This is a genomic window from Streptomyces sp. NPDC005805, from assembly GCF_040630445.1.
In the GTDB taxonomy this organism is placed as follows: Bacteria; Actinomycetota; Actinomycetes; order Streptomycetales; family Streptomycetaceae; genus Streptomyces.
Genome location: NZ_JBEXXN010000031.1, coordinates 44,775 through 69,083 on the forward strand (window position 1 = coordinate 44,775; position 24,309 = coordinate 69,083).

The following is a 24,309-nucleotide window of genomic DNA, read 5'->3' on the forward strand; positions in this document are numbered from 1 at the left end:
ACCGGTGCCCCCTTCCGCGTACGCGCGCTGTACAGGACCCGCCGCCGACGGCCGTCACACCGTCGCCAGGACCTCGCGCAGCGCCTCGATCGTGCGGTCCTGCGTCTCGCGGGAGAGCGAGGGGTACATCGGCAGCGAGAAGATCTCCCCGGCCAGCTGCTCCGTCACCGGCAGGGCGCCCGCCGGCACCCCGAGGTGGCGGAAGCCGGTCATCGTGTGCACCGGCCACGGGTAGCTGATGTTCAGGTGGATGCCGTGCGGCTTCAGCGCCTCGATCACGGCGTCCCGGCGCGGGTGGCGCACCACGTACACGTAGTAGACGTGCTCGTTGCCCTCGTTGGTGCGCGGCAGGACCAGCTCCGCCTGGTCGCCGAGCGCCTCCTCGTAGCGGGCGGCGACCGCGCGGCGGCCGGCCACGTAGGCTTCGAGGCGGGTCAGCTTGCGGCGCAGGATCTCCGCCTGGACCTCGTCGAGCCGGCTGTTGTGCCCGGGGGTCTCGACGACGTAGTAGCGCTCCTCCATGCCGTAGTAGCGCAGCCGCCGCAGCCTGCGCTCGGTCCCGTCGTCGGCGGTGACGACCGCGCCGCCGTCGCCGTACGCGCCGAGGACCTTCGTCGGGTAGAAGGAGAACGCGCCCGCGTCCGACATCGCGCCCGCGAGCCGGCCGTGGTGGCGGGCGCCGTGGGCCTGGGCGCAGTCCTCCAGGACCCGCAGTCCATGGCGGTCGGCGACGGTCTGCACGGCGGCCATGTCCACGCACTGGCCGTACAGGTGCACGGGCAGGATCGCCTTGGTGCGCGGTGTGACCGCGGCCTCCAACTGGGCGGTGTCCATGAGGAAGTCGTCTTCGCGGACGTCGACGAAGACGGGCGTGGCGCCCGTGCCGTCGATGGCGAGGACGGTGGGCGCCGCGGTGTTGGACACCGTGATCACCTCGTCGCCGGGGCCGACGCCGAGGGCCTGGAGGCCCAGCTTCACGGCGTTGGTGCCGTTGTCGACGCCGACGCAGTGGGCGAGACCGTGGTAGGCGGCGAACTCCTCCTCGAAGCCGCGCACACTCTTGCCGAGCATGAGCTGCCCGGAGCTGAAGACGGTCTCGACGGCGTCCAGGAGGTCGGCGCGCTCGCTCTCGTACTCGGGCAGGTAGTCCCATACATAGGTGGTCATGGGACCACTCTCCCCGGCGGTGTTGGAACGCCGCTCGACCGCCGCTGGACCGGGCCCCGGGGCCCGGTCCGGTATCCGGTATCCGGTATCCGGGGGCGCTCAGAGGTGCTTGCCGCCCTCCACCGGTCCCAGCGTCAGCGCCGGGACCGCCTCCAGGATCTCCCCGACGCGGGCGGCCTGCGCCTCCACCTGGGCGAGCTGCGCCTTGGTGAGGGTGCCGAACGCCTCCACGGTGAGCGCGACCTTCCGCCCGGACCGCTTCTGGTGCCACACCCCGGCGACCACCCCGCCCACGGTGAGCACCTGCACCGTCCCGGCCTGCCCGTTGGACAGGGCCCGTTCGGCGGCGACGCCCGGGTAGACCAGCTCGCGGGGGTGGCTGCCCACCGCGTACGGGTCGAAGTACGGCAGCAGCCGCACGGCGTCCCCGGCGGCGGCCGGCTCGTACGGGGGCTCGTCGGCCAGCTCGTAGACCGTGCTCCCGTCGCCCGAGGGGCCGGCCACCGGCCGCAGTTCCTCGCCGAGGGAGTCGAACAGGTCGGCGGCCCAGCGGCGCGGCGCGCTCAGCCACTGCGCGAAGTGCTGGGAGTGGGCGGGGCCGTAGGAGCGCAGATAGCGGCGGACGATCTCGGCGAGGGCCTTGTCCGGGTCCATCGGCGTGAAGCCGGGCAGCCAGCGGTCCGGGCTGGTGTAGGTGACCTTCCGGCCGCGGTTGGGGCCGAAGCAGAGCGCCCCGCGGTGGCCGGCGGTGTGCAGGGCCTGGCGCCAGCGCGGCCACATGCCGGTGAACGCGGGGACCACCGGGTCGGCGGCCCAGTCGCCGAGGCGGGCGATCACCGCGTCGCTCAGCTCGTCCACGGTCGGCGGCTCCTCGGCGCGCAGCACCTCCGCGACCGCCTCGACGACGGCCTCGGTCTGCGCCGCGTCCAGCCGGGCGGACTGCGACAGACCGCCGCCCGCCGCCGGGACGGCCGCCAGGGCGCCGGTCCACAGCGGGAGTTCGGCGGCGGGCAGCAGATGCACGGTGCCGCGCGGGCCGAAGGTCTTGACCAGGGTGCGGTCCTCCCACAGGGCACGCCGTACGTCCGCGCGGGTGGTGCCCTCGGTGCGCAGGCCGATGGACAGCTCGGCCGCCGACATCACCTGGGCGTGCGCGCCGCCCATCGCGGCCACCACCTCGGCCATGCGGTCGGCGGGCGCCGGCGTGTCCAGGCTGTGCCGGGCCAGCCGCCGGGCGCACACGTCCGCCCAGGTCGCGTTCGGGGCTGCGGACTGCTTGCTGCCGGCCATCTGCGGGGTGCCTCCTCGGGGAGCGGGTCGCTGCGGGCGGGGCCGTCGGTGACGGCGGGGCCCGGTGGTCAGCCTGCCACGCCGGGGCCGAGCGCGGATCGAGTCGCGGTCGACCACGCCGCCGGACGCTGGCGGACGCGGCAAGTCGCCGTGCCCCGACGGCCATTCGAGGTGATCCCATGTACGGCGCCGAAGCGGCGGAGATCTACGACCTGACCCACAGCGCGCGCGGGAAGGACTTCCCCAACGAGGCGCAGACCGTCCTCGACCTGATCCGCACCCGCACCAAGGACAGCGCCTCCCTCCTCGACGTCGCCTGCGGCACCGGCGCCCATCTGGAGGTGTTCGGGCACCACTTCGACCGGGTGGAGGGCGTCGACCTCTCCGAGTCGATGCTCGAAGCGGCCCGCCGCCGGCTCCCGGACGTGCCGGTCTCCGCGGCCGACATGCGCGACTTCGACCTCGGCCGCACGTACTCCGTGGTCACCTGCCTCTTCGCCTCCGTCGGCTATCTCGCCACCGAGGCCGAACTGACCTCCGCCCTGCGCTGCTTCGCCCGCCACCTCGCCCCGGGCGGCGCGGTCGCCGTCGAGCCGTGGTGGTTCCCGGAGACCTTCCTGCCGGGCCATGTCGCCGCCGACGTGGTCGAGTCCGGCGGCCGCCGCATCGCCCGCGTCTCCCACACCGTCCGCGACGGCGACGCCTCCCGTATGGAGGTCCACTACACGGTCGCCGACAGCGAGCGGGGCATCCGCCACTTCACCGAGACCCACCGCGCGACCCTCTTCACCCGCGAGCAGTACGAGTCCGCCTTCCACGCGGCGGGCTTCGACACGGAGTACGTCCCGGGCGTCCAGAACGGCCGGGGGTTGTTCGTGGCGGGGCTGGCCTGAGGGGGCCTGGCGGCTTGCTGGCGTGGGCGGCCTCCGTCCAGGAGGTGCCGCTGCCCCGGACCGGTCCCGCCCCCGGCTACCCTGCCCCTCCTCTCGCTCCGCCCGCCGCATGCCGGTTGTGGACGGCGATCCCCGCCGCGACGGTGCACGCGGCGGCGACCGCCGCCAGCGGGACGGCCCAGTGGCCGGCGAAGGTGGCCGCCAGCACGAAGAGGGCACCCAGGGACGTCGTCGCAGTCGTAGGCGGAGGCGAACCAGGTGAAGTTCACCCAGGCCCACCAGATCGCGAAGAAGACGAACAGGTAGCCGACGACCCCCTCGGCGGGGTGCCCCTCGGCCACCGCGTGGACGAGCCGGGCGCCCGCCGTGGCGACGGCGACGACGAAACACAGGTTGAAGAGGAGCTCCAGCGGTGTCGCCGCCCGGTGCTCCTCGTCCCGGCGCCGGGCGACCATACGGGCCAGCGCCGTGGTGGGCCGGCTGTGGCCGGTTCGGGGAGAGGTGTCGCTCATCAGTTCTTCGCCCTTGGGACGCGGTACGGCGGCGGCGTGGACTCGTGCCCGGTCCGCCGCGACGGCGCGCACCGTGACGTCCGGGCTCTTCTGCCGGCATGGCCGGAGATGGCGGGGGCGCGGGGGATCGGAACGCCAGCGTGTCGGCGGGCGCATACGCCGGAGGGTCGTCAGCGGACGGCCCTCCGGCCCAACGAACGTCCGGCCCCGCCTACCCGGTGCCGGCTCGCGGATCCATCCCTGCGGACCTCGGCGAGCCGACGAGCCCGTGCCCGCCTCGATGCAGGGGCGGGCGTACCGCTCCCCTCAGCGGTCTCCCTTGAACGGCTGGTCAGCGCCGTCGTACACCTGACCGCTGACCGCGTCGACACGCCAGAGGTCAGCCGCGTCACTTGCCCGGGAGTCGGGGGCCGCAGCTTCAGGGTCGCCTTGCGACACGCTCACGAGCCAGGTGGGTCGCCAGGCGCCGTCCCTCTGCACGGCCTTGAGTGTGAATGCCTTGATCGTCATGTCGCCTGGAATGCCACCGCGATCGGCGAGCTGACTACCCAGTGCTTCCCGCACCAGCGACTCCGCCCTCTTCGCGTCCAGCGCCGGCTTTTCGAGGTCCAGTTGATCCGGTCCGAGAGCCACATCCACCTGGGAGACGGTGCCGGCACGGCTCACCTGCACGTCCAGCATCCTGGGCATGAGAACGCCGTCGTGGACCCACCGCCAACTGGTGATCCATCCGAGCTCCGCCTTCTCGCCCACCGGGTAGGTCTTATGGACGGAGGCGTTGGCACCCCACCTGTAGCGCTCGCGCATGTACGCCTGAGCGACCTCGTAGGCCATCTCGTCAGTGGTCGGCGCTTTCGTGCCGGGAACCGGATAGCCCATCACGCTGGGCTGATCGCTGTCCTGAAGCAGCACGTTGAAGCGGTCCTTGTCCGGCCACGAAAGTGTGCCGTTTGCGGACTGCTCCGGATGCGACTTGTCCCGGCTCAGCAGCGTGAAGGCCACGTTTCGGCACGGTGCTCCAATGCAGGGCTGGTCATGCACGTGACCTAGTTTGTAGCGGTCGCCGAACGCTTCCTTCACGACCTGCTCCACGGCCTGACGCTGCTCGCCATCCGCCTCCGACAGGCCCGTGCCGTCAACGTGAGTGAAGGCCAAGGCCGGGTAGGCGACGCCTGCTCCCAGCAGCACGATGCCGAGCGCGGCGAGCAGGGATCCCCTGGCGGCACCTTTCCACTCGATCGTGCCGAGCTTTCGGAGTACGAGGGTCGCAGCGGTGAGTCCGACGAGGCCGCCGAGGATGTTCATCTGTGCGTCGGCGCTGTCGCACACACGCCCCAGGCCATCGACTTCTGCCTGAACAACCTCAATGGCCAGGGGAAACGCGACCACTCCCACAATGGCCGGCAACGGGCGCCTCGCCGCCATCAGCGCGAAGAAGCCGAGTGGAATCGTCATAGCGAGGTTCCACAACCCTTGGATGGCCCGGAAAGGCTCGACCACGTCATGGTTGATGACGCACTGGCCGCTGGCGGGCCCGCTGCCCATGAAGGTGACGCTGAGCACACCGGCGATCGTGGCTGCGAGTCCGGCGTACCACACGCCATGGTGATTGTGGAGGCGGCGGGCCAGCAGCCAGGCTGCGGCCCCGAGGACCAATGCGGCCACAGTGCTTACGGCGAGGTAGCCGTAGTGGTCTTGGAAGATGGCGGTAAACACGGTCGGTTCCTTGCTGAAGTCAGATCAACGTAGCGGCGGGGGCCCCGCCCAGAGAGGACGGAGCCCCGCGGCTGCCGGTTCAGCAGTGGGCGGCGGGCGTCTGGAACATGCCGCCCGAGTAGTTCAGGATGCCGACGCTGTTCAGGCATAGCGAGCTGACGCTCGCAGTCCACGACTTCGTGACCTTCTTACCGGAGTTGATGGTGAAGGACGACGAGTACTTGGTGGAACCGCTCATGCTGTAGCCGAGGCGGACACTGACGGAGGAGCCACCGGACTTGTAGTAGGTGGTGGTGACGCCGGTCTTGTGTGTCGGGTACAGGTCACGCTTGTTGTGGCTCAGGACGCCGTTGGACAGCTTGGTGCAGCGCAGGTTGGGGAAACCTCCTTCGGTGTAGCCCGAGGAGCTGCAGTGCGTGTTGGCCGAGGCGGCCGGTGCGCCGACCAGCACGGTGCCAGCGGTCACGGCTGTGATGATGAGAGCGGCGCTCGTCTTGGATCTCACTCTGATTCCCTCGTTTTACAAGCATGTCAAGTACCTCCATCGGGTCCGTGGAGGTCGGATCGCGAGGATCTGAATTGACGGGTCCCTCTGTGAGGGCTCCCAGGGAATCGAACACTTGACGTATGGGTTGTGCAATCGTGAGCTGCTGCTATGGCCGAAACCTGCCGGATGGGCACCGTATGTCGTCTGGAAAGTGATCATGAACTTTGCCGTCCGCATCGGCTGGCCGCCGCGGCCGAGCGGGGGCGTCTGTGGCAGCGCTCGCAGGCAAGGCTTCTGGGCAGCTCGGAGGTGTGAACCGAACCGAGCAGCACCTGGGAGCCCTTGTGGTCGAAGTGGCAGGTGAGCCGACCACGGAAGCCGTTGATGACGTCGCCATCGACGGTCTCGTGAACACTGTGAAGGTGCATCCGGCTAGGCTGTTGTGCCGCGTCACCTGCCGGGGCGGCATCCTCGTCTGCCGGACCTGATCCCCGCGCCCAGCCGTGAAGGGCCGGACCCCTTCCGGGACGCTGTTGGTCAATCCGGGCCCTGGTGACTTCGCCCCGTCGTTATGCGGCGGGGCGAAGTGCTGCCAGGTGGCTGGTTCGGGTGCGGGCGTTGGGTGCACCGGTGAACCAGGCGTTGATGCGGATGAGGTTGACCGCAGCGCCAGTGAGCTGGTGTTGGAGGCTGGTCTTGGCCAGGCCGCAGTAGCGGGATCTGCGCAGGCCACAGGCTTGGACACCTTGGGAGATGGTCCCTTCGACACCGGCGCGGATCTTGTAGCGGTCTTTCCACTCATCAGTTGTCTGGAGCTGCCGGGCCTGCTGGAGGGCTTCGTATTCGTGGCGGGGGCGCAGGGTGATCTCCCGGCGCTGGGCTTTCGGCGAGCTGACACAGTCGCGGAGCCTGGGACAGGCGCGACAGTCGGCGGGCGAGAACCGGACCCGGATCACGGGTAACTGTTCCTCCGAGCGGCGTTGGTGCCACTGGGTGCTGGTCGTCCCGCTCGGGCAGGTCACATGCTGGTTGTCCCAGTCGATGGTGAAGGCGTCCTGTCCGTAGGCGCCCTCGCCGCGGGCCTGGGCAACGGTCACCGGCCGCAGCGGCCCGTGCAGGGCAACGCCGTGTTCGGAGTGCGCGGCGGCCAGCGAACTGGAGTTGGCATAGCCGGTGTCGACCCAGTGTTCGTCGGGCAGCAGGCCTCGTGCGGCGAGGCCGGTATGGACGGCGGCGGCCATCCGATCGTCGGAGACGGTGGCGAGGGTGGTGGCCGCGTTCGTGATCAGATGCACCGTGCCCGGCTCGCACGTCTCGGTGAGGTGGACCTTGTAGCCGAGCCACATCGTGTCGCGTTCGACGCTGTTGCGCGCCTCAGAGTCATACGGGTTCACCAGGCGTTTTGCGCCTGACGGGCGGTCTTCTGGGTCCCGTCGCTCCACCTCGCCCTCCACCACGTGGAAGTGCTGGACCCACACTTGCCGCAGGAGTTCCACTTGCGGCAGCGCCCGCAGCGCCGCAGGCGCGTCGTCCGCCCAGACCATATCCAGCAGACACATGCCGTCCGCCCCGACCCGTCGGCCCACCTCAACACGCTTGGCCTGGGCTTTAGGGAAGCGGGAGTCCTCGATCCGGGTCGCGTAATGCCTGAACCAGTCCGGCAGAGCACGGGCACTGAGCCAGTCCGGCTCGCTGCGGGCCACTGCGTTCAGCGCCGCCCGCAAGGTCTCGCCGACCTGCTCCAGCCAGTTCAGCTCACGCGCCGACGAAAGCACATGAGTGGAATCGGTCCGCATCTTCCCGCCGGCGGTGACCAGCCCCTTCTCCCGGGCCGCGGCCAGGATCGCGTCCAGCACACCGCGTCCGGCGTCCCCGTCCGCCAGACGGTCTCTGAACTCCGAGAGCACCGAGAAGTCGAAGCCGGGATCAACCAGCTCCAGCCCCAGCGCGAACTTCCAGTCGATCCGGGCCCGCACCGCCTCAGCAGCCTGCCGATCTGTCAGCCCCTCGACGAACTGCAGCACCAGCACCATCGCCAGACACCCCGGCGACCAGGCCGGCCTGCCCCGCACCGGGAACAGGCCCGCGAACTGCTCATCAGTGAACAGCCCCCCAGCTCATCCCGGACCCGAATCGCCAGACTTCCCTTCGGGAAGGCCCCCCGCGCCACCCGCACCGTCTCCACCGGAATCTCCCCCGGATCCCGCGGCTGCATCGACATCGACACCCTCCCCGTACAACAACGTCGGCTCCCAAGACCACAACCAGGTCTTAGGAGCCGACGTCACGCGCAGAGCCGGATTGACCAACAGCGTCCCTGCCGGGGTCCGGCCCTTCACGCACCCGAGGCTCAGGCCGCCGGGGCGGCCGCCCCGCCCCCCGCCTCGTGGCGGGCCAGGTGCGCCAGGATCTCGTCCGCCGCGCGGGACGCGCCCCCCGCGTCGTGGACGTGCTTGCGCATCGCCGCGACGCTCTCGCGGACGCCCGCGTCGGCGGCGACCGTGAGGACCGTCTCGCGCAGCAGGGCCGCGGTGACCTCGTCGCGGGAGAGGACCCGGCCGAGGTCCAGCTCGGTGAGCTGGTGGGCGAGTTGGTCGGTCTCGCCGACCTGGGGGACGACCACCATCGGGGTGCCCGCGTACAGGGACTGCATCACCGTGCCCCAGCCGCCGTGGCACACGAACACGCTCGTGTGCGCCAGGACCGCCTGGAGCGGGAGCCACTCGTGGACCTCGACGTGCTCCGGGAGCGGGCCGAGGGCCGAGCGGTCGACGCCCGGGCCGGTGACCAGGACCGTGTGCCAGGGCAGGCCGGCGAACGCCTCCACACACATCCGGAAGAACTCCGGCTGCGCGTTGAAGCTGGTCCCCAGCGAGATCAGCACCACCGGGCGGCCGCTCGCCGGCGGCTCCCAGCCGCCCGACAGGTCGCCCTCGCGCAGGCACGGGCCGACGAAGGCGAACCGGTCCTCCTCGAAGGTCTCCTGCGCGTACTGGAAGGCGCGCGGCACGGACACCAGGTTCAGCGCCCGCGGGTCGTCGACCAGTTCGTCGAAGGACACGCCGGTGACGCCGTGCGCGGCGGCGAACTCCCCCAGTTCGGACTCGATCCGGTCGTACGCCTCCGCGCCGACCGCCTCCCGGGGGATGCTCCGGTTGGTCGGCGAGACCGAGTAGAACTTGACCCCCGGCCGGTCCCACCGGCGGGTGAGGACCCCGCCGAGGAACTGCACCGAGATGTCGTACGCCAGCAGGTCCGGCAGGTCGCCCCGGAAGTGCTCCTCGAAGACCGGGGCCGTCGCCGCCCCCTCGCGGACGTTGCCGAGCAGCACCCGGGCCAGCCAGTCCTCCGCCCCGGCGGGCACGATCGTCTGCGGGTCGATGGAGGAGGTGTACGGCAGGACCGTCGCCCCCGTGGAGGCGACCAGGTCCGCGTACGCCTCCGTCGCCGCGTACGTCACCCGGTGGCCCCGGCGGACCAGTTCCTCGACCACACCGAGGGTGGGGACGAGGTGCCCGGTCGCCGGGATGTTGAAGAACGCGAAGTGCCTGCCGGACCCGGTCACGACAGCTTCACCACGAGGTTTCCGGTGTACTTGCCCTTCAGCAGGTCGATCAGGGCCTGCGGCGCGACCTCCAGGCCGCCCTCCACCACGGTCTGCGGCAGCACGAACCTGCCCTCGCCCAGCCACTGGGCGAAGTGCGAGTTCCACGCCCAGATCTGCTCGGGCGTGTGGTAGGTCGCGAACGGGCGGATGACGAGCTGCTTGACGATGGAGGTCATCACGTCCAGGCGCGGGAACGCGCCCTCCGCGTCGCCGACCTGGCCGGACAGCGCGCCGCAGAGCGCGAAGCGGGCGCCGGGCGCCGCCGCCTGCACGGCCGCCTCGAACTGCTCGCCGCCGACGGTGTCGAAGAAGACGTCGATGCCGTCGGGGGCCAGCTCGCGCAGCCGGTCCAGGACCGGGCCGTCGTGGTAGTCGAAGGCGGCGTCGTAGCCGAGCTCCTTCACCAGGTAGTCGACCTTCGCCTTGCTGCCCGCAGCGCCGATGACCCGCTTGGCGCCGCGCGCCTTGGCGATCTGGCCCGCGAGGGAGCCGACGCCGCCGGCCGCGCCGGAGACGAAGACGGTGTCGCCCTCGCCGACCTCGGCGATGTCCACCATGCCGTGGTAGGCCGTCGGGCCCTGGGTGAGGTAGTGGACGGGGCTCGGGAAGGCGTCCGCGTCCAGCTTGAAGTAGTCGCCCGCCGGGCCGGCCGAGTACTCCTTGAAGCCGTCCATGCCCTCGACGAGGTCGCCCGCGGCCAGGTCGGGGCTGTTGGACTTGACCACCACACCGACCGCGGCGCCCCACATCGGGGCGCCCGGCTGGTAGCCGGGCATCGGCAGGCTCGGGTCGGGCTTCATCAGGTCCTGCATCACGGCGGCGAGCTGCAGGTACTGGTAGCGCACCAGCACCTCGCCGTCGCCGGGCTCGGGGACCTCGGCCTCGGCCAGCTCGAAGTGCGAGAGAGTCAGCGCGCCCTCCAGGTGTGCGGCCAGCCGCACTTCCTTGGCCTTCGCGGGAATCTCTTCGGTGGTCATGGGGCCCTCCTGGTCGTGTGGTCCGGGGCCCGTCCCCTTCAGGCAGGACAGTCCCCAACGGGCCCCAGCATCGCGGGCGCCGCTCGAATCCCGGTCGACCCGCGGGGGCCCGGGCGTGTGGCGGAGGCTCGTCCCGGCGGGCGCCCAGCCCGCGCCGCGCGGGCCCGGTCCCGCACCCGACCGGGTCCTCCCGGCGGGCCGCTCGCCCCGGGACCGCCCCGCCGCCGCGCTCGACCGCGTCTCCAGCCGTGCTCCGGGTGGTCGCTGGACCGTTCGAGCCGCGGCGGCGGGGGCCCGCCGGCCACCGCTGACACGGAGGAGGGCGGCAGATGAGCGAGCGCGGTACGCAGATCCGCGAGCGGGGCTTCCAGCTCTACGACACGACCCTGCGCGACGGCAGCCAGCAGGAGGGCATGGTCCTGACGGTCGACGACAAGCTCGCCGTCGCCCGCCACCTGGACGCGGTCGGCGTGGGCTTCATCGAGGGCGGCTGGCCCGGCGCCGTACCCCGGGACACGGAGTTCTTCCGCCGCGCCCGCACCGAACTCGACCTCAAGCACGCCGAACTGGCCGCCTTCGGCGCCACCCGCCGCCCCGGCGCGGCCGTCTCCCGGGACCCCCAGGTCCGGGCGCTGCTGGTCGCCGAGACCCCGGTGGTGACCCTCGTCGCCAAGAGCCACACCGGGCACGTCAACAGCGCGCTGCGCACCACCCTCGCCGAGAACCTGGCGATGATCGGCAGCACCGTGCGCCATCTGGTGCACGCCGGCCGCCGGGTCTTCCTCGACGCGGAGCACTACTTCGACGGCTACCGCCTCAACCGCGAGTACGCCCTCGAAGTGGTGCTGATCGCGGCCGAGGCCGGGGCCGAGACGGTGGTGCTGTGCGACACCAACGGCGGCTGCCTGCCCGACGAGATCGGCGCGGTCGTCGCCGACACCATCGCGGTGACCGGCGCGTCCGTCGGCATCCACTGCCACGACGACACCGGCTGCGCGGTCGCCAACACCATGGCGGCGGTGGACGCGGGCGCGATCCACGTCCAGGGCACGGCGCACGGCTACGGCGAACGCTGCGGCAACGCCAACCTGTTCACCGTGCTCGGCAACCTCGCCCTGAAGCGGGGACGGGAGGTCGCCGACCCCGCCCTGCTCGGCTCCCTCGCCGCGACCGGCCGGGCGATCACCGAGCTGACCGGGGTGCCCGCCGACCCGTCCGCGCCCTACGTCGGCGCCTCCGCCTTCACCCACAAGGCCGGACTGCACGCCTCCGCCCTGCGGATCGACCCGGACCTGTACCAGCACATCGACCCGGAGCGGGTCGGCAACACCATGCGCACCCTCGTCTCCGACGTGGGCGGCCGCTCCTCCATCGAGCTGAAGGCGCGCGAGCTGGGCTACACGGTGGACGCCGGGTCCGAGGAGAGCGCGCGGGCCGCCGCCCGGGTCAAGGAACTGGAGAGCCGGGGCTACAGCTTCGAGAGCGCCGACGCCTCCTTCGAGCTGCTGCTCCGCGAGGAGCTGGCCGGCAGCCCGCCGGAGCCGCCCTTCGAGGTGGACTCCTGGCAGGTGTCGGTCGCCCGCCAGACCAACGGGGAGGTCCGCACGGACGCCTCGGTGCGGCTGCGCGTGGACGGCGTCCCGCTGGCGGCGACCGGGCAGGGCAACGGGCCCGTCAACGCCCTGGACACCGCCCTGCACCGGGCGCTGGACCCGTTCTTCCCGCAGCTCGCCCGGCTGGAGCTGGTCGACTACCGGGTCCGGGTCCTCAGCGGTGAGACCGGCAGCGGCGCGGCCGCCCGGGTGCTGGTGCAGTTCCGGGACGGGGAGCGCCGCTGGGGGACCGTCGGCGTGGACGAGAACACCGTGACCGCGAGCTGGCGGGCGCTGCTGGACGCCGTCCACTACGTCCTCCTCGACTATGTGCGGCCGGGGCGCGGCGCCGTACCGCTGGCCACCGCCTGGGCCGGCTGACCCGGAGACCGCCCGGCCCGGCCCCGCCGAATCCGGTCCGGCACCCCAACCGACTCCGGGCAGGCCCCGGAACCCGCCCGTCCGGGCCCGGCGCGCGCACCTTGGCGCGTGCCCGGACCCCGCCACGCAACCGACGAAAGGCCCCAGCAGTGCGTGTGGAAGACATCTGGATACGCGGGACCGCGGTCCGCCTGCCGTCCTCGCTCTCCGTCGCCGACGCGGTCGCCTCCGGCGCGTGCCCGCCCCGGGTCGCCGCCGCCACCGGGATGGAGTCCGTGGCGTACTCACCGGACGAGTCGGCCGCCGAGATGGCCGCCGTCGCCGCCCGTCACGCCCTGGCCCGGGCCGGGTCCGGGCCAGGGGACGTCGGGCTGATCCTGCACGCCGACACCTACCACCAGGGCCAGGACCTGTGGCCCGTCGCCTCCTACATCCAGCGCGAGGCCGCCGGGAACAGCTGCCCCGCCCTGGAGATCCGGCAGATGTCCAACGGCGGGCTCGCCGCCATGGACCTCGCCGCCGCCTATCTGACCGCGGGCCATTCCGGCGCGCCCGACGCCCTGCTGACCACGGCCGACCGTTTCTGCGAGCCCGGAATCGACCGCTGGAGCACCGACCCCGGCACCCCGTACGCGGACGGCGCCACCGCCCTGGTCCTCTCCCGCCGCGGCGGGTACGCCCGCCTGCGCTCCCTGGCCCTCTTCGCCGACCCCGAGCTGGAGCCCATGCACCGGGGCGACGACCCGTTCACCAGGGCGCCGTTCACCCACCGGATGCCGGTCGACTTCGAGGAGGCCAAGCGCGCCTTCATCGGCCGGACCGGGATGTCGTGCGCCATCAGCCGGGCCCACCACGGCCAGCAGACGGTGGTGAAGCAGGCCCTCGCCGACGCCGGGCTCGAACTGGCCGACGCGCGCTGGGTGCTGCTGCCGCACTTCGGCCGGCGCCGCCTCCAGTCCATCTACTACACGCCGTTCGGGATCGACCCGGAGCGCACCACCTGGGAGTGGAGCCGCACCGTCGGACACCTGGGCGCGGGCGACCAGTTCGCCGGCCTGGACCACCTCACCGCCACCGGGCGCGCCCGGCCGGGCGACCGGGTGGTGCTGGTGAGCGTCGGCGCGGGCTACAGCTGGGGCTGCGCCGTCGTCGAGATCACCGGCGTCCCGGAGCACTCCGCGGACACCGGGCCGGGCACTGAACCGGCCACCGGGCACTGAACCGGCCGCCGGGCCGGACCGGACCGGGCGACCCGTCCGTTCCAGTCAGGCTCAAGCGGCCCTCCAGCACACCTCTGCCACTGTTGATTCCGCCGTTCACACGGCCGCACCGAAGGGAAGGTACGCCGTGGCGACCGCACTGTCCGACACATCGGCGACCAAGGTCACGGAACACTCCATCAGCGTCGCGGCGCCGCCGCCGGCCGTCTACCGGCTGATCGCGGACGTCTCCGCGTGGCCGCAGGTCTTCGGACCGACCGTGCACGTCGAGGTCCTGGAGGAGGCCGATCCGGAGCGCGGCGGCGAGCAGACGCTGCGGATCTGGGCGACGGCCGAGGACCGGGTGAAGTCGTGGACCTCGCGCCGCGTCCTGGACCCGGCCGCGCGCACCGTCGTCTTCCGCCAGGTCGTCTCCGCCGCGCCGGTCGCCTCCATGGGCGGCGAGTGGCGCGTCGAGGAGCAGGACGACGGCACCAGCCGGGTCGTCCTGCTGCACGACTACCGCGCGGTCGGCGACGACCCGGAGGCCGAGGCGCTGATCGCCCGCGCCGTGGACCGCAACAGCACCGCCGAACTGGGCGCCCTGAAGAACGCGGCCGAACTCGGCGCGAGCGCCGACGACCTGCACATGACCTTCTCCGACTCGGAGACCGTGCACGGCGACGCGGCCGACGTCTACGCCTTCCTGGAGCGCGCCGACCTGTGGCCCGAGCGCCTGCCGCACGTCGCCCGCCTCGACCTCGCCGAGGAGGAGGGCGGCGTCCAGCGCATGGACATGGACACCCGCAGCCCGGACGGCTCCCTGCACAACACCACCTCGATCCGCGTCTGCTTCGCGGACCGCCGGGAGATCGTCTACAAGCAGCTCCGGGTGCCGGTCGCGATGAGCGGCCACACCGGGCGCTGGGAGATCGAGACCCTCGGCGACGGGACCGTGAAGGCCACCTCCTGGCACACGGTCACCCTCGACCCGGAGGGCATCCGGACCGCCCTCGGCCCCGACGCCACCGTCGGGGAGGCGCGCGACCTGGTGCGCAAGGCACTGGGCGGCAACAGTTCCACCACCCTGCGCCATGCCAGGCGATACGCGGAGGAAGCCCGTGCACGAACGTGATCCCAACAGGCCGGTGACCGTCATCAACCGGTTCGAGGTCAAGGACGACGTGGAGGAGTTCGAGCGCGAGTTCCGCGAGCACTCCCAGTTCCTGCGCAGGCGCGCCGACTTCGACTTCCTGGTGACGGTCGGCCTGGTGGACGACCCCCGGGTGTATGTCCACCTGGGGCACTGGCGGAGCCTGCGCGGCTTCCTGGACACCGTGCACGACGCCATGTTCACGGAGCAGGTCCGCCGGCTCGGCCCGAAGGTCCACACGGAGGCGGACCAGGCGGTCAGCGTCCGGCGGACGCTGCACGAGGCGGCCGAGATCGGCTCGGCAGGCGTCGTCCTGATCGGCGCGCGCGTGCACGGCGAGTGCGCCGAACTGGAGAAGCGCTTCGCCGTCCTCGGCGACCGCTGCCAGGACGCGGGCGGCTTCGGCGGCAGCGACCTGCTGCGCTCGACCGTCCGCCCGCTCTCCTACACGGGCCTGCTGTGGTGGCGCGACGCCACCCACTGCGAACGCGCCCGCGCGAGCGAGCCGTTCCGCACCGCCCTGGACGCGCTGCGCGAGGTCGCGGACGTCACGGTGGAGCACAGCCGCCACGTCGCCTACGAGCGCGCGGGCGCCTGCGCCTGACGGCCCGGAGGGCCGCGAGGTCCGGGCTGTCCGGGCCCCAGCGGCCCGGGCCGGCTGTCCCGGGTCGCCCCGGAGGGCGGCGGGTGCGTCACCGCATCCGCCGCGGCCCGGCCTGTGCCCGGTCCGCCGGTCCGCCGTGCGGCGCACGTGACCGGCCGCGGCGGGCACGGCCCGGAGAGCCGCGAGGGTCCGGGCCGGGCGGGCTTGGGTCCGCCCCGGCCTCGCCGGAGGCACCTGCGCCGCGCCCGCCCGGGCCACCGATCCGGCGGTTGCCGGGCCGCCGGGGCCGTGCGTCGCGCAGCCGCCGCGCTGCGCGGGCGCTTGCGGCTGACGGCCCGGTGGGCCCGGTTCCAGGGCGGTGGGAGCCGAGGACGATACGTCCTCGGCTCCGTCGCGTTCGGGGCGCGAGCCCAGCTCAAGCGGGTGGGCGGACGATGGCCGCATGGCAGAAGAGACAGGAATCACCGTGCTCCACGGGAAGCCGGACGCGGCGGAACTCGCTGCCGTGACGGCCGTGCTGCTGGCGCGGCTGCGGATGCGGGCGTGCGCCGAGGACGCGGCCGCGCCCGCTTCCGGGGTCGCGCCGCGCGCCGAATGGTCCGTCCGGGGCGAGGGCCGGACCTGGACCGCTCCCGCCCCGAGGGGGCGGCGATGAGCGCCCCCCGGACGGCCCCCGGGACGGCCCCCCGGACCTTCACCGACGCCTTCCGCGCCACCGCCGCCGCCTCGCCCGAGCGGACCGCCCTGGTCCTGCTGACCGAGCGGGACGGGCGGCTGGTCCCCGAGGAGATCGGCTACGGCGCCCTCGACCGGCACGCCCGCGCCCTCGCGGCCCGGCTGCGCCGGCACACCGTCCCCGGTGACCGGGTGCTGATCCTCCAGACCTCCCGGCGGCTCTTCGCCGCCAGCTTCCTCGCATGCCTGTACGCCGGGGCCGTCGCCGTGCCCGTCGCCCCGCCCGGGGGCCGGGGCCACCACGACGAGCGGGTGGCGGGGATCGTCAAGGACGCCGCCGCGAGCTGCGTCCTCACCGAGGCGCGCGACGCGGCCGAGGTGTCCCAGCTCCTCGCCCGCACCGGCTTCGGCGACGTGGTCTGCGCCCCGGCCGACCTCCCGTACGAGGCGCCGGACGGCGAGGACGCCCCCACCGGCACCGGTGACGCCGAGCCGCACCGGGCCGCCCCGGAGGACGTCGCCTACCTCCAGTACACCTCCGGCTCCACCCGCGAGCCGCGCGGGGTGATGATCACCCACCGGAACCTGCTCGCCAACCAGGAGGCCATCCGCCGGGCCCTGGGCACCGGCCCGGAGTCCCGGATCGGCGGCTGGCTGCCGTTCCACCACGACATGGGCCTGGTCGGCCAGTTGCTGCACCCCCTGTGGCTCGGCACCACCGCCGTGCTGCTCTCCCCGGCGACCTTCGTGAAGAAGCCGGCGCACTGGCTGGAGACCGTCTCCCGCTACCGGCTCACCGTCAGCGGCGGCCCGGACTTCGCCTACGACCTGTGCGTCCGCCGGATCAACGACCTCCAGATCGCCGGGCTCGACCTGTCCGGCTGGCGGGCCGCCGTCAACGGCGGCGAACCCGTGCGCGCCGAGACCCTGCGCGCCTTCGCCGAGCGCTTCGCCCCCGCCGGGCTGCGCCCCGAGGCGCTCACCCCCTGCTACGGGCTCGCCGAGGCCACCCTCCTGGTCTCCGGCGCCGTGGCCGGCGCGCCCGCCCCGCCGCGTACCGCCGACGCCGCGGCCCTGGAGGAGCACCGCCTCACGGACGCGGACGGCACGGCCCCGCAGCGCACCGTGGTGCCCTGCGGCCCCGCCGCCCCCGCCGCCGAGATCCGGATCGTGGACCCGGAGTCCGGCGCCCAACTGCCCGAGGGCCGGATAGGGGAGATCTGGGTGCGCGGCGAGAGCGTCGCCCCCGGCTACTGGCGCCGGCCCGCCGAGACGGCCGAGACCTTCGACGCCCGCACCGGCGGCCTGGGCGGACATCTGCGCACCGGCGACCTGGGCGCCGTCGAGGGCGGACTGCTCCATGTCACCGGCCGGATCAAGGACATGATCGTGGTGGCCGGCCGCAACCTCTACCCGCAGGACCTGGAGCGCACGGTCCAGCAGCTCAGCCCGCTGTTCGGCGCGGCGACCGTGTTCGCCGTCCCGGACGCGGACGAGGGCCGCGAACGGGTCGTGATCGTGCAGGAGCTGCGCGACCGGGGCCACTACGACATCGACCTGGACGCCCTCGCGGGCGAGGTCGAGACCCGGATCGGCGAGGAGTACGAGATCCGCACCGGAGGCATCCTGCTGGTCCGCTCGGGCACCGTCCGCCGGACCGCGAGCGGCAAGGTCGAACGCGCCGCGATGCGCCTGCTGTTCCTGCGCGGCGAGATCACCCCCCTGCACGCCCGGCTCGACCCGGGCGTGGAGCGGCTGCTCACGGCGGGAGCCCCGGCATGAGCACGGTCAGCGACCCGGCCCGCGACGAGCGGGACGGCACGGCACACGGCGGACACGACGGACACGACGGAAGCGACGCACACGACGGAAGCGGCGGACACGACACACACGACGCACACGGCGGAAACGACGGACACGACGCACACGGCGGAAGCGGCGGAGGCGACGGCGCCGTCCGCGACGGCGCCGCCCAGGACCGGATCGACGCCCTGGAGCGTTCCTTCGGCCCCCTGGACGACGACGCCAACCCGCTCGGCGGCGCGGCCCTGCTCGCCGCCGACGCGGCGGGCGAGGTCCTCGCCGAGGCCGAACAGGTCCTGGACGCCCACGGGCTGAACGCCGAGTTCGTCCCAGCCTCCCTCGGCGGCCGGCTGCGCCGGATGGACGTCCTCGGCCGGCTGCTGCGGCCGGTCTTCCGCCGGGACGCCTCCCTCGGCTTCGCCTACGGCCTGAACTGCTTCTTCGCCGCCACCCCGGTGTGGACCGCGGGCAACGACGAGCAGCGCGCCAAGGCCGCCCGGCTGCTGCTGGACGGCCACCGCATCGCCGTCGCCCGGCACGGCGTCGCGCACGGGAACGACTTCGTCCGCGACGAGTTCACCGCCACCGTCCGCCCCGACGGCTCCCTCGTGGTCAACGGCAGCAAGACCGGGATCGCCAACGCCTCCCGCGCCCGCGGCCTGGTCGTCTTCGCCCGGACCGGCGCGGAGGGCGGCGGACGCAGCCACACCGTCCTCCTGCTCGACCGGGCGGAACTGCCCCCGGGCAGCGTCGAGGACCTCGGCCGCCGGGCCACCACCGGGATGCGCAGCGCCGAGTTCGGCGGGCTGCGGATCACCGACTGCCCGGTCCCGGCCGGCGCGGTCCTCGGGAAGATCGGCGACGGCTACGAACTCTCCCTGCGCTCCTCGCTGGTGATCCGCGGGGTGATCCCGTCCATCGTGCTGGCCGGGGCCGACACCGCGCTGCGCACGGTCGCCGCCTTCGCCGACCGGCGCCGCGCGGACGGCCGCTCCTCCCTCGACGTCCAGCACGTCCGGGACGTCCTCACCGGCGCCTTTCTGGACCTGCTGCTCATCGACTGCCTGGCCCTGGTGGGCACCCGGGCGCTGCATCTGCTGCCCAAACAGCTCAGCGCCTACGCGGCCGCCGCCGCGTACCTCGCGCCGAAGCTGGTCGCCGAGACCATGGACGAGATGTCCGCGGTGCTGGGGGAGCTGACCTTCGCGAAGGAGGGCGCCTACGGGATGTTCCAGAAGCAGCTGCGGGACCTGCCGGTGACCTCCCTCGGGCACGCGGGCAGCGCCGGCCGCCAGGTCAGCATCCTGCCGCAGCTGCCGTTCTTCGCCCGGCACACCTGGTTCATGGACCCCGAGGCGCCGCCGGGCCTGTTCCGGCTGTACGAGGACCTGCCGCCGCTGGACCTGTCCGCGCCCGCGCTGCTCGGCGACGGGGACCGGCTGGCCGCGACCCTGGTGGCCAGCAGCGACCTGTTCGAGGAGACGCCCCCGGACGGCGACGGCGGGGTGCTGCGCTTCCTCGCCCGGACCTTCACCGCCGAACTGGACGATCTGCGGCAGGCGTTCGCGGACGTACCGCAGAACGACCGCAAGGCGCTGTCGAGTCCGCACAGCCTGGGCCTCGCGGACCGGTACACGCTGGTGCTCGCGGCCGCGGCCTGTCTGGGGGTGTGGCGGGAGCAGCGGTCCGCCCAGGACGGCGACCCGTTCCTGGCGGACCCGGCGTGGCCCTCGGCCGCGCTGTACCGGCTCTGCCGGCGGCTCGGCCTGCCGCTGCCGGACCGGCCGCTGGCGGCGGAGCGGCGGGTGCTCGACGAGGCGCTGGCCCGGCTGCGCGGCCGGCGCAGCTACGACCTGTACGGGTCCCCGCTGGCCTGAGCCCGTCCCGTCCCGTCCCGGCCCGTGCCGCGCGAGCCGCGAGCAGCGAGCCGTGCGCCGTCCCGCCGCCCCCGCGTGGTGCAGAAACCATTCACCAATGTTCTGAAGGAGCATCCCATGCCCGTCTCGGAGCCCGATCACCACCGAGCGGCCCACCGCGAGTGGCTGCTGGAGCGGCTCGCCCACTACCTGGGCCGGCCCGTCGAGGAGACGGTCCCGCTGAGCGAGTACGGGCTGGACTCGGTCCTCGCCCTCAGCCTCTACGGCGACATCGAGGCGGAGTTCGGCCCGCTGGTCGAGCCCGGTGACATCTGGGCCCACCCCACCGTGCGCGAACTCGCCCAGTACATGGCCTCCCGCGACACCCGGCCCGGCGGCGGGCACCGCATCCGGTCCGTCTTCGTCTTCACCGGCCAGGGCTGCCAGCACCCCGGGATGACCTCCGGCCTCTATCTGAACTCCACCGGCTACCGCCACCACCTCGACGCCGCCGCCGAGGCCCTGCTGCCCTACACCGGCCTGTCCGTGGTCGACCTGATCCTCGACAAGGACCCGCGCATCCGGCTCGCCTCCTGCGCCCAGCCGGCCCTGTTCGCCGTCGAGTACGCCCTCGCCCGCACCCTCCAGGACGCCGGGGTGGTGCCCGCCGCCGTCCTCGGCCACGGCATCGGGGAGTTCGCCGCGGCCACCGTCGCCGGGGCCATCGGCCTCGCGGACGCGGCCCAACTGGTCGCCCTGCGCGGCGCGTTCATGCAGCAGCTGCCCCCGGGCGGCGGGATGACCGCCGCCTGCATCACCCCCTACGAGGCCGCCGAACTCGTCGCGCACGAGCCCCGCGCGGGCATCGGGGCCATGAACGCGGTCAAGTCCACGGTCCTGTCCGGGGAGATCGCCGCCCTGGAGCGCATCGAGGCCCGCCTCGCCTCCCGAGGCGTCCGCTGCCGGCGGCTCGCCGTCTCGCACGCCTTCCACTCGCCGCTGATGGAGCCCATGGTCGCCAAGTTCACCGCGGCCGCCCGGCGGCTGCCCGGCGGGATCGCCCGGCTGCCGTTCTACTCGACCGTGTACGGCCGGATGGCCACCGAGCCCCTGTACGCCCCGTACTGGGCCGAACAGCTCACCGCCCCCGTCCGGTTCGCCGACGCGGCCCGCAGCATGCTGGCCCAGCAGGCGCCCACCCATGTCGTCGAGATCGGCCCCCGGGTCGTCCTCAGCCCCTATCTGCGGCGCATGGGCGGCCCCGCCTGCATCCCCGTCTGCCAGGGCCCGGAGAGCGACGCGGTCGACCTGGCAGGGGTGATCTCCGCCCTGGACGCCGGTCCCCTCGCGGCCGAACTGGCGGGTGCCTGAGTGGCCGCGCGCATCCCGCACCCGCTGACCGTCCACGGGGCGGACGGTCCCTGGGAGCCGCTGCGGGAGGTGCTGGCGGACACCGGCAGTGTCGTGGTGCACGGCGACGCCGCCGACTGGCGGCCCGGACCCGAGGCCATGGACGGCGCCCGCCGGATCCTCGGCCGCGACTGGCGGCGCTACGAGAGCCTGGTGCAGCCGCGTATGCGGGAGCGGTTCGTCGCCTCCCGGCTGCTGCTGCGCTGCGCCGCCGCGGCCGCCCTCCAGACCGCGCCCCAACTGGTGGACCTGGCCTACCAGCCGGGCGGGCGGCCGTATGTGCGCGGCTGCGACCAGATCGACGTCAGCCTCAGCCACACCGAGGACATGCTCGTCGTCGGCATCACCCGGCGCGGCCGGATCGGGGTCGACGTCGAGCGGGCCGACCGCCGCCTCGCGGGCACCGGCTCGGAGCTCCAGGCGTGCACCCCGTACGAGACGGCGCAGCTCGACGCGGGCGGGGCGGCGGCGCGCAACGACACCATGGTCCGGCTGTGGACGCTCAAGGAGGCGTACAGCAAGGCCCTCGGGCAGGGACTGCGGTTCCGTTTCACCGAGTTCGGCTTCGACCTGCGCACCCCGGACGCCCGGCTGGTCCGCCCGGACGGCTCCCCGGCGGGCGGCCCGGAGTGGGCGTTCGCGACCTTTCCGGCGGGGCGGGGGTACGTGGTGAGCGCGGCCGTCCACGACGAGGGCTTCGGCGAGGCGGCCGACCTGTCGGTGGGCACGGCGCTGGACGAGGGGCTGCTCGACGCGCTCTTCGGCGCCCTGCCCGGGCACGACCCCGGCCCGCCCGGGGAACCGGCCCGTGCGCCGTCAGGGAATCCAGCCCGCCTCCTCGGCGATCCGCACCGCGTCGATGCGGTTGCGGGCGCCGAGTTTGCTGACGATCGCCGTGAGGTAGTTGCGGACCGTCCCCTTGGACAGGTAGAGACAGCCGGCGATCTCGGCGGTGTCCGCGCCCTGGGCGGCGAGCCGTAGGACCTCCAGCTCGCGGGGCGAGAGGGGGTTGTCCACCGAGTCCCAGGCGGTGAGGGCGAGTTGCGGGTCCACCACCCGCCGGCCCGCCGCCACCGCCCTTACCGCCTGGGCCAGTTGGTCCGGCGGGGAGTCCTTCAGCAGGAACCCGGCGACGTGCGCGCTGAGCGCCCGGCGCAGGGTGCCGGGTCTGCCGAGGTTGGTCAGGATCAGCGTGCGGCAGCCCGGCAGTTGCTCATGGAGTTCGGCCGCCGCCGTCAGTCCGTCCGTCCCCGGCAGGTCGATGTCGATGATCGCGACGTCCGGACGGGTCTCCAGGGCGGCCTTCACTATGGTGTCGCCCCGGTCGACGGAGGCGACGACCTCCAGGTCCGGTTCGAGTTCGAGCAGGGCGACCAGTGCTCCGCGGATCATGTGCATGTCCTCGGCGAGCAGGATCTTCAAGGACAGCATCGGTTCCCCCGTCGGTCGATGTCGTCGTGGTGGTGGAGGTGGTCGTGGTGGTCATGGAGCCGGTCGTGGAGATGGCCGTGGACGCCGTCGTGGTCGTGGAGCCGGTCGTGGACGTGAGGACGGCGGTGGCCGCGGTCACGGTTGCGGTCGCGGCCGTCGTGGTCGTCGCGGCGGCGACCACGGGTCATGCGGGTACGGCGGCACTGCCGGTGTGCCGCACACCGCCTCCCTCCGCCGGCCCGTCGGGAGCCTGGGGCACGGCCGGCGCCAGGGCCTCCAGATGGAAGCGCCCGTCGTCCTGCAGCCCCGCGGTGAGCTGCCCGCCGATCGCCGAGAAGCGGTCGCGCAGATTGCCCAGACCGCTGCCGGACGGCCCCCCGGACCCCTTGCCCGAGGTGTGCGCCCCGTCGTTGACCAGGGTCAGCAGCACCGTCCCCTCCTTGCGCACGGCCTTGATGGTGCAGCTCTGCACCTTGCTGTGCCGCAGGATGTTGGTGACCCCCTCCCGCAGCGCCGTCGCCAGGACCGTGTCCGCGACCGGGTGCAGCCGCCCGCAGTCGATGTCGACCACGGCCCGTATGTCGGCGGCGGCCAGGATCGAGGCGGCGGAGGCGGCCTCGTCCCGCAGGGACATGTCCCGGTAGCCGCTGGAGACGAGGCGGACGTCGGCCAGCGCCTGGCGCGCGACCTTCAGCAGCTCGGTGGTCTCCTCGCGGGCCTGCTCGGGGCGGGCGGCGATCAGCCGGTGGATCAGCTCGCCCTTGAGGGTGACCGCGGAGAGGCTGTAGCCGAGCAGGTCGTGCAGGTCCCGGGCGAAGCGCAGCCGCTCCTGGTTGACGGCCATCCGGGCCAGCTCCTCGCGGGTGGCGTGCACCTCGTGGACCAGGTCGGTGAGCCGGCTGAGCCCGTAGATGACCAGACCGGCGAGCATCCCCGCGATCAGGAAGTACCCGACCTCCACCAGCGGCACCCCGATGCTCGCCGCGTACACCGGGATGCTGCTGACCACCACCGCGTACAGCGGCCAGGCGAACCGGGCCGGCAGGCTCAGCAGCACGGTCGCGGCGAGCGGGCCCTCCATGCTGCCCCAGGAGAGGCCGAACCAGGTGATCGGCAGATAGGTGAGCACGGTCTGGAAGCCGAGCACCGACAGCTTGCGCCGCATGCTCCAGGTCCGCGCCCAGGGCGCGGAGACCACGAACTGTACGCCGAACACCAGCACGACGAGCGCCAGGCACACCACCAGCCGCACCGTGTTCGAGTCCCCGGCACGCAGCACGTTGAGGATCGTGACGCTCGCGTAGCAGCACAGGGCGACGACGGTGATGGCGCGGGCGATCCGGGGCGCGGGCAGCTCCGGGGACGGTCGCAGCCGGCCGGCCATCCCGGTGAGCGGATGGCCGGATTCCGGTGTCGAACCGTCCTGACCGGCGTCCTCGTCACGACCCGCGCCCGGTGGTCTCTCCGGGCCCTCGGCGGGGACGTGACGGAAACGGTTCGGCATCGCAGCCTCCTCGGCAGGGACTGTGGCAGAACCGCATGCTAATGACCAGCAA

18 protein-coding genes and 3 pseudogenes are annotated in these 24,309 nt (G+C 73.1%); 10 read left to right on the forward strand and 11 right to left on the reverse strand.

Annotation, left to right across the window (positions count from 1 at the left end):
• Positions 1 to 54: 54 nt before the first annotated feature.
• Together ABZ457_RS18540 and ABZ457_RS18545 are read right to left on the reverse strand one after the other, a co-directional pair.
• Positions 55 to 1,167: a DegT/DnrJ/EryC1/StrS family aminotransferase gene (locus ABZ457_RS18540; protein WP_359158645.1), complete on the reverse strand. Its 1,113-nt coding sequence runs from the start codon at positions 1,165 to 1,167 to the stop codon at positions 55 to 57.
• 99 nt (positions 1,168 to 1,266) lie between these two features.
• Positions 1,267 to 2,457 carry a winged helix DNA-binding domain-containing protein gene (locus tag ABZ457_RS18545; RefSeq protein WP_359158646.1) on the reverse strand — a complete coding sequence of 397 codons (1,191 nt, stop codon included), beginning with the start codon at positions 2,455 to 2,457 and terminating at the stop codon, positions 1,267 to 1,269.
• 179 nt (positions 2,458 to 2,636) lie between these two features.
• On the opposite strand from ABZ457_RS18545, the gene ABZ457_RS18550 reads away from it, so the two are divergent.
• A complete protein-coding gene (locus ABZ457_RS18550; protein WP_359158647.1) occupies positions 2,637 to 3,350 on the forward strand; it encodes a class I SAM-dependent methyltransferase in 714 nt (237 codons plus the stop codon).
• 221 nt (positions 3,351 to 3,571) lie between these two features.
• On the opposite strand, the pseudogene ABZ457_RS18555 reads toward ABZ457_RS18550, so the two are convergent.
• The 6 genes and pseudogenes from ABZ457_RS18555 to ABZ457_RS18580 form a co-directional block, all read right to left on the reverse strand.
• Positions 3,572 to 3,862, reverse strand: a pseudogene (locus ABZ457_RS18555) (low temperature requirement protein A); the annotation flags it as partial.
• 306 nt (positions 3,863 to 4,168) lie between these two features.
• Positions 4,169 to 5,578 carry a VanZ family protein gene (locus ABZ457_RS18560; protein ID WP_359158648.1) on the reverse strand — a complete coding sequence of 470 codons (1,410 nt, stop codon included), beginning with the start codon at positions 5,576 to 5,578 and terminating at the stop codon, positions 4,169 to 4,171.
• 79 nt (positions 5,579 to 5,657) lie between these two features.
• Positions 5,658 to 6,044 (reverse strand): hypothetical protein, encoded by a 387-nt coding sequence (locus ABZ457_RS18565; RefSeq protein ID WP_359158649.1) that lies wholly within the window; start codon positions 6,042 to 6,044, stop codon positions 5,658 to 5,660.
• Positions 6,045 to 6,634: 590 nt separating this feature from the next.
• Positions 6,635 to 8,286, reverse strand: a pseudogene (locus tag ABZ457_RS18570) (IS1182 family transposase).
• Positions 8,287 to 8,415: 129 nt separating this feature from the next.
• Positions 8,416 to 9,630 carry a macrolide family glycosyltransferase gene (locus ABZ457_RS18575; RefSeq protein WP_359158650.1) on the reverse strand — a complete coding sequence of 405 codons (1,215 nt, stop codon included), beginning with the start codon at positions 9,628 to 9,630 and terminating at the stop codon, positions 8,416 to 8,418.
• Positions 9,627 to 10,649, reverse strand: a complete 1,023-nt coding sequence (locus ABZ457_RS18580; RefSeq protein ID WP_359158651.1) for an NADP-dependent oxidoreductase — start codon at positions 10,647 to 10,649, stop codon at positions 9,627 to 9,629. The genes ABZ457_RS18575 and ABZ457_RS18580 overlap by 4 nt, the downstream gene beginning before the upstream one ends.
• Positions 10,650 to 10,978: 329 nt before the next feature.
• Here ABZ457_RS18580 and cimA point away from each other — a divergent pair, with 329 nt between their 5' ends.
• The 9 genes and pseudogenes from cimA to ABZ457_RS18625 all read left to right on the forward strand — a co-directional run.
• The gene (gene cimA, locus ABZ457_RS18585) at positions 10,979 to 12,622 is read left to right on the forward strand and encodes a citramalate synthase (RefSeq protein WP_359158652.1); all 1,644 of its coding nucleotides are present in this window, start codon (positions 10,979 to 10,981) and stop codon (positions 12,620 to 12,622) included.
• Between the two features lie 149 nt (positions 12,623 to 12,771).
• Entirely contained in the window at positions 12,772 to 13,842 is a 1,071-nt protein-coding gene (locus ABZ457_RS18590; RefSeq protein ID WP_359158653.1) for a ketoacyl-ACP synthase III family protein, read from the forward strand.
• 127 nt (positions 13,843 to 13,969) lie between these two features.
• Positions 13,970 to 14,956: an aromatase/cyclase gene (locus ABZ457_RS18595; protein ID WP_359158654.1), complete on the forward strand. Its 987-nt coding sequence runs from the start codon at positions 13,970 to 13,972 to the stop codon at positions 14,954 to 14,956.
• Positions 14,943 to 15,578, forward strand: coding sequence for a hypothetical protein (locus ABZ457_RS18600; protein ID WP_359158655.1), 636 nt, complete (start codon positions 14,943 to 14,945; stop codon positions 15,576 to 15,578). The genes ABZ457_RS18595 and ABZ457_RS18600 overlap by 14 nt, the downstream gene beginning before the upstream one ends.
• Before the next feature lie 442 nt (positions 15,579 to 16,020).
• A complete protein-coding gene (locus ABZ457_RS18605; RefSeq protein ID WP_359158656.1) occupies positions 16,021 to 16,233 on the forward strand; it encodes an acyl-CoA carboxylase epsilon subunit in 213 nt (70 codons plus the stop codon).
• Complete coding sequence (locus ABZ457_RS18610) at positions 16,230 to 18,035, forward strand: fatty acyl-AMP ligase (RefSeq protein ID WP_359158657.1); 1,806 nt, start codon at positions 16,230 to 16,232, stop codon at positions 18,033 to 18,035. The genes ABZ457_RS18605 and ABZ457_RS18610 overlap by 4 nt, the downstream gene beginning before the upstream one ends.
• Positions 18,032 to 19,933 carry an acyl-CoA dehydrogenase gene (locus tag ABZ457_RS18615; RefSeq protein ID WP_359158658.1) on the forward strand — a complete coding sequence of 634 codons (1,902 nt, stop codon included), beginning with the start codon at positions 18,032 to 18,034 and terminating at the stop codon, positions 19,931 to 19,933. Before ABZ457_RS18610 ends, ABZ457_RS18615 begins: the two co-directional genes overlap by 4 nt.
• A gap of 117 nt (positions 19,934 to 20,050) precedes the next feature.
• Complete coding sequence (locus ABZ457_RS18620; RefSeq protein ID WP_359158659.1) at positions 20,051 to 21,283, forward strand: acyltransferase domain-containing protein; 1,233 nt, start codon at positions 20,051 to 20,053, stop codon at positions 21,281 to 21,283.
• 366 nt (positions 21,284 to 21,649) lie between these two features.
• Positions 21,650 to 21,943 (forward strand): annotated as a pseudogene (locus tag ABZ457_RS18625) (4'-phosphopantetheinyl transferase superfamily protein); the annotation flags it as partial.
• Positions 21,944 to 22,138: 195 nt separating this feature from the next.
• On the opposite strand, the gene ABZ457_RS18630 reads toward ABZ457_RS18625, so the two are convergent.
• From ABZ457_RS18630 to ABZ457_RS18640, 3 genes are read right to left on the reverse strand one after another with little or no spacing between them, the layout of a single operon-like run.
• Positions 22,139 to 22,753, reverse strand: a complete 615-nt coding sequence (locus ABZ457_RS18630; protein ID WP_359158660.1) for a response regulator transcription factor — start codon at positions 22,751 to 22,753, stop codon at positions 22,139 to 22,141.
• Positions 22,741 to 22,941, reverse strand: coding sequence for a hypothetical protein (locus tag ABZ457_RS18635; protein ID WP_359158661.1), 201 nt, complete (start codon positions 22,939 to 22,941; stop codon positions 22,741 to 22,743). Before ABZ457_RS18635 ends, ABZ457_RS18630 begins: the two co-directional genes overlap by 13 nt.
• Positions 22,938 to 24,257: a histidine kinase gene (locus ABZ457_RS18640; RefSeq protein WP_359158662.1), complete on the reverse strand. Its 1,320-nt coding sequence runs from the start codon at positions 24,255 to 24,257 to the stop codon at positions 22,938 to 22,940. The genes ABZ457_RS18635 and ABZ457_RS18640 overlap by 4 nt, the downstream gene beginning before the upstream one ends.
• Positions 24,258 to 24,309 lie beyond the last annotated feature (52 nt).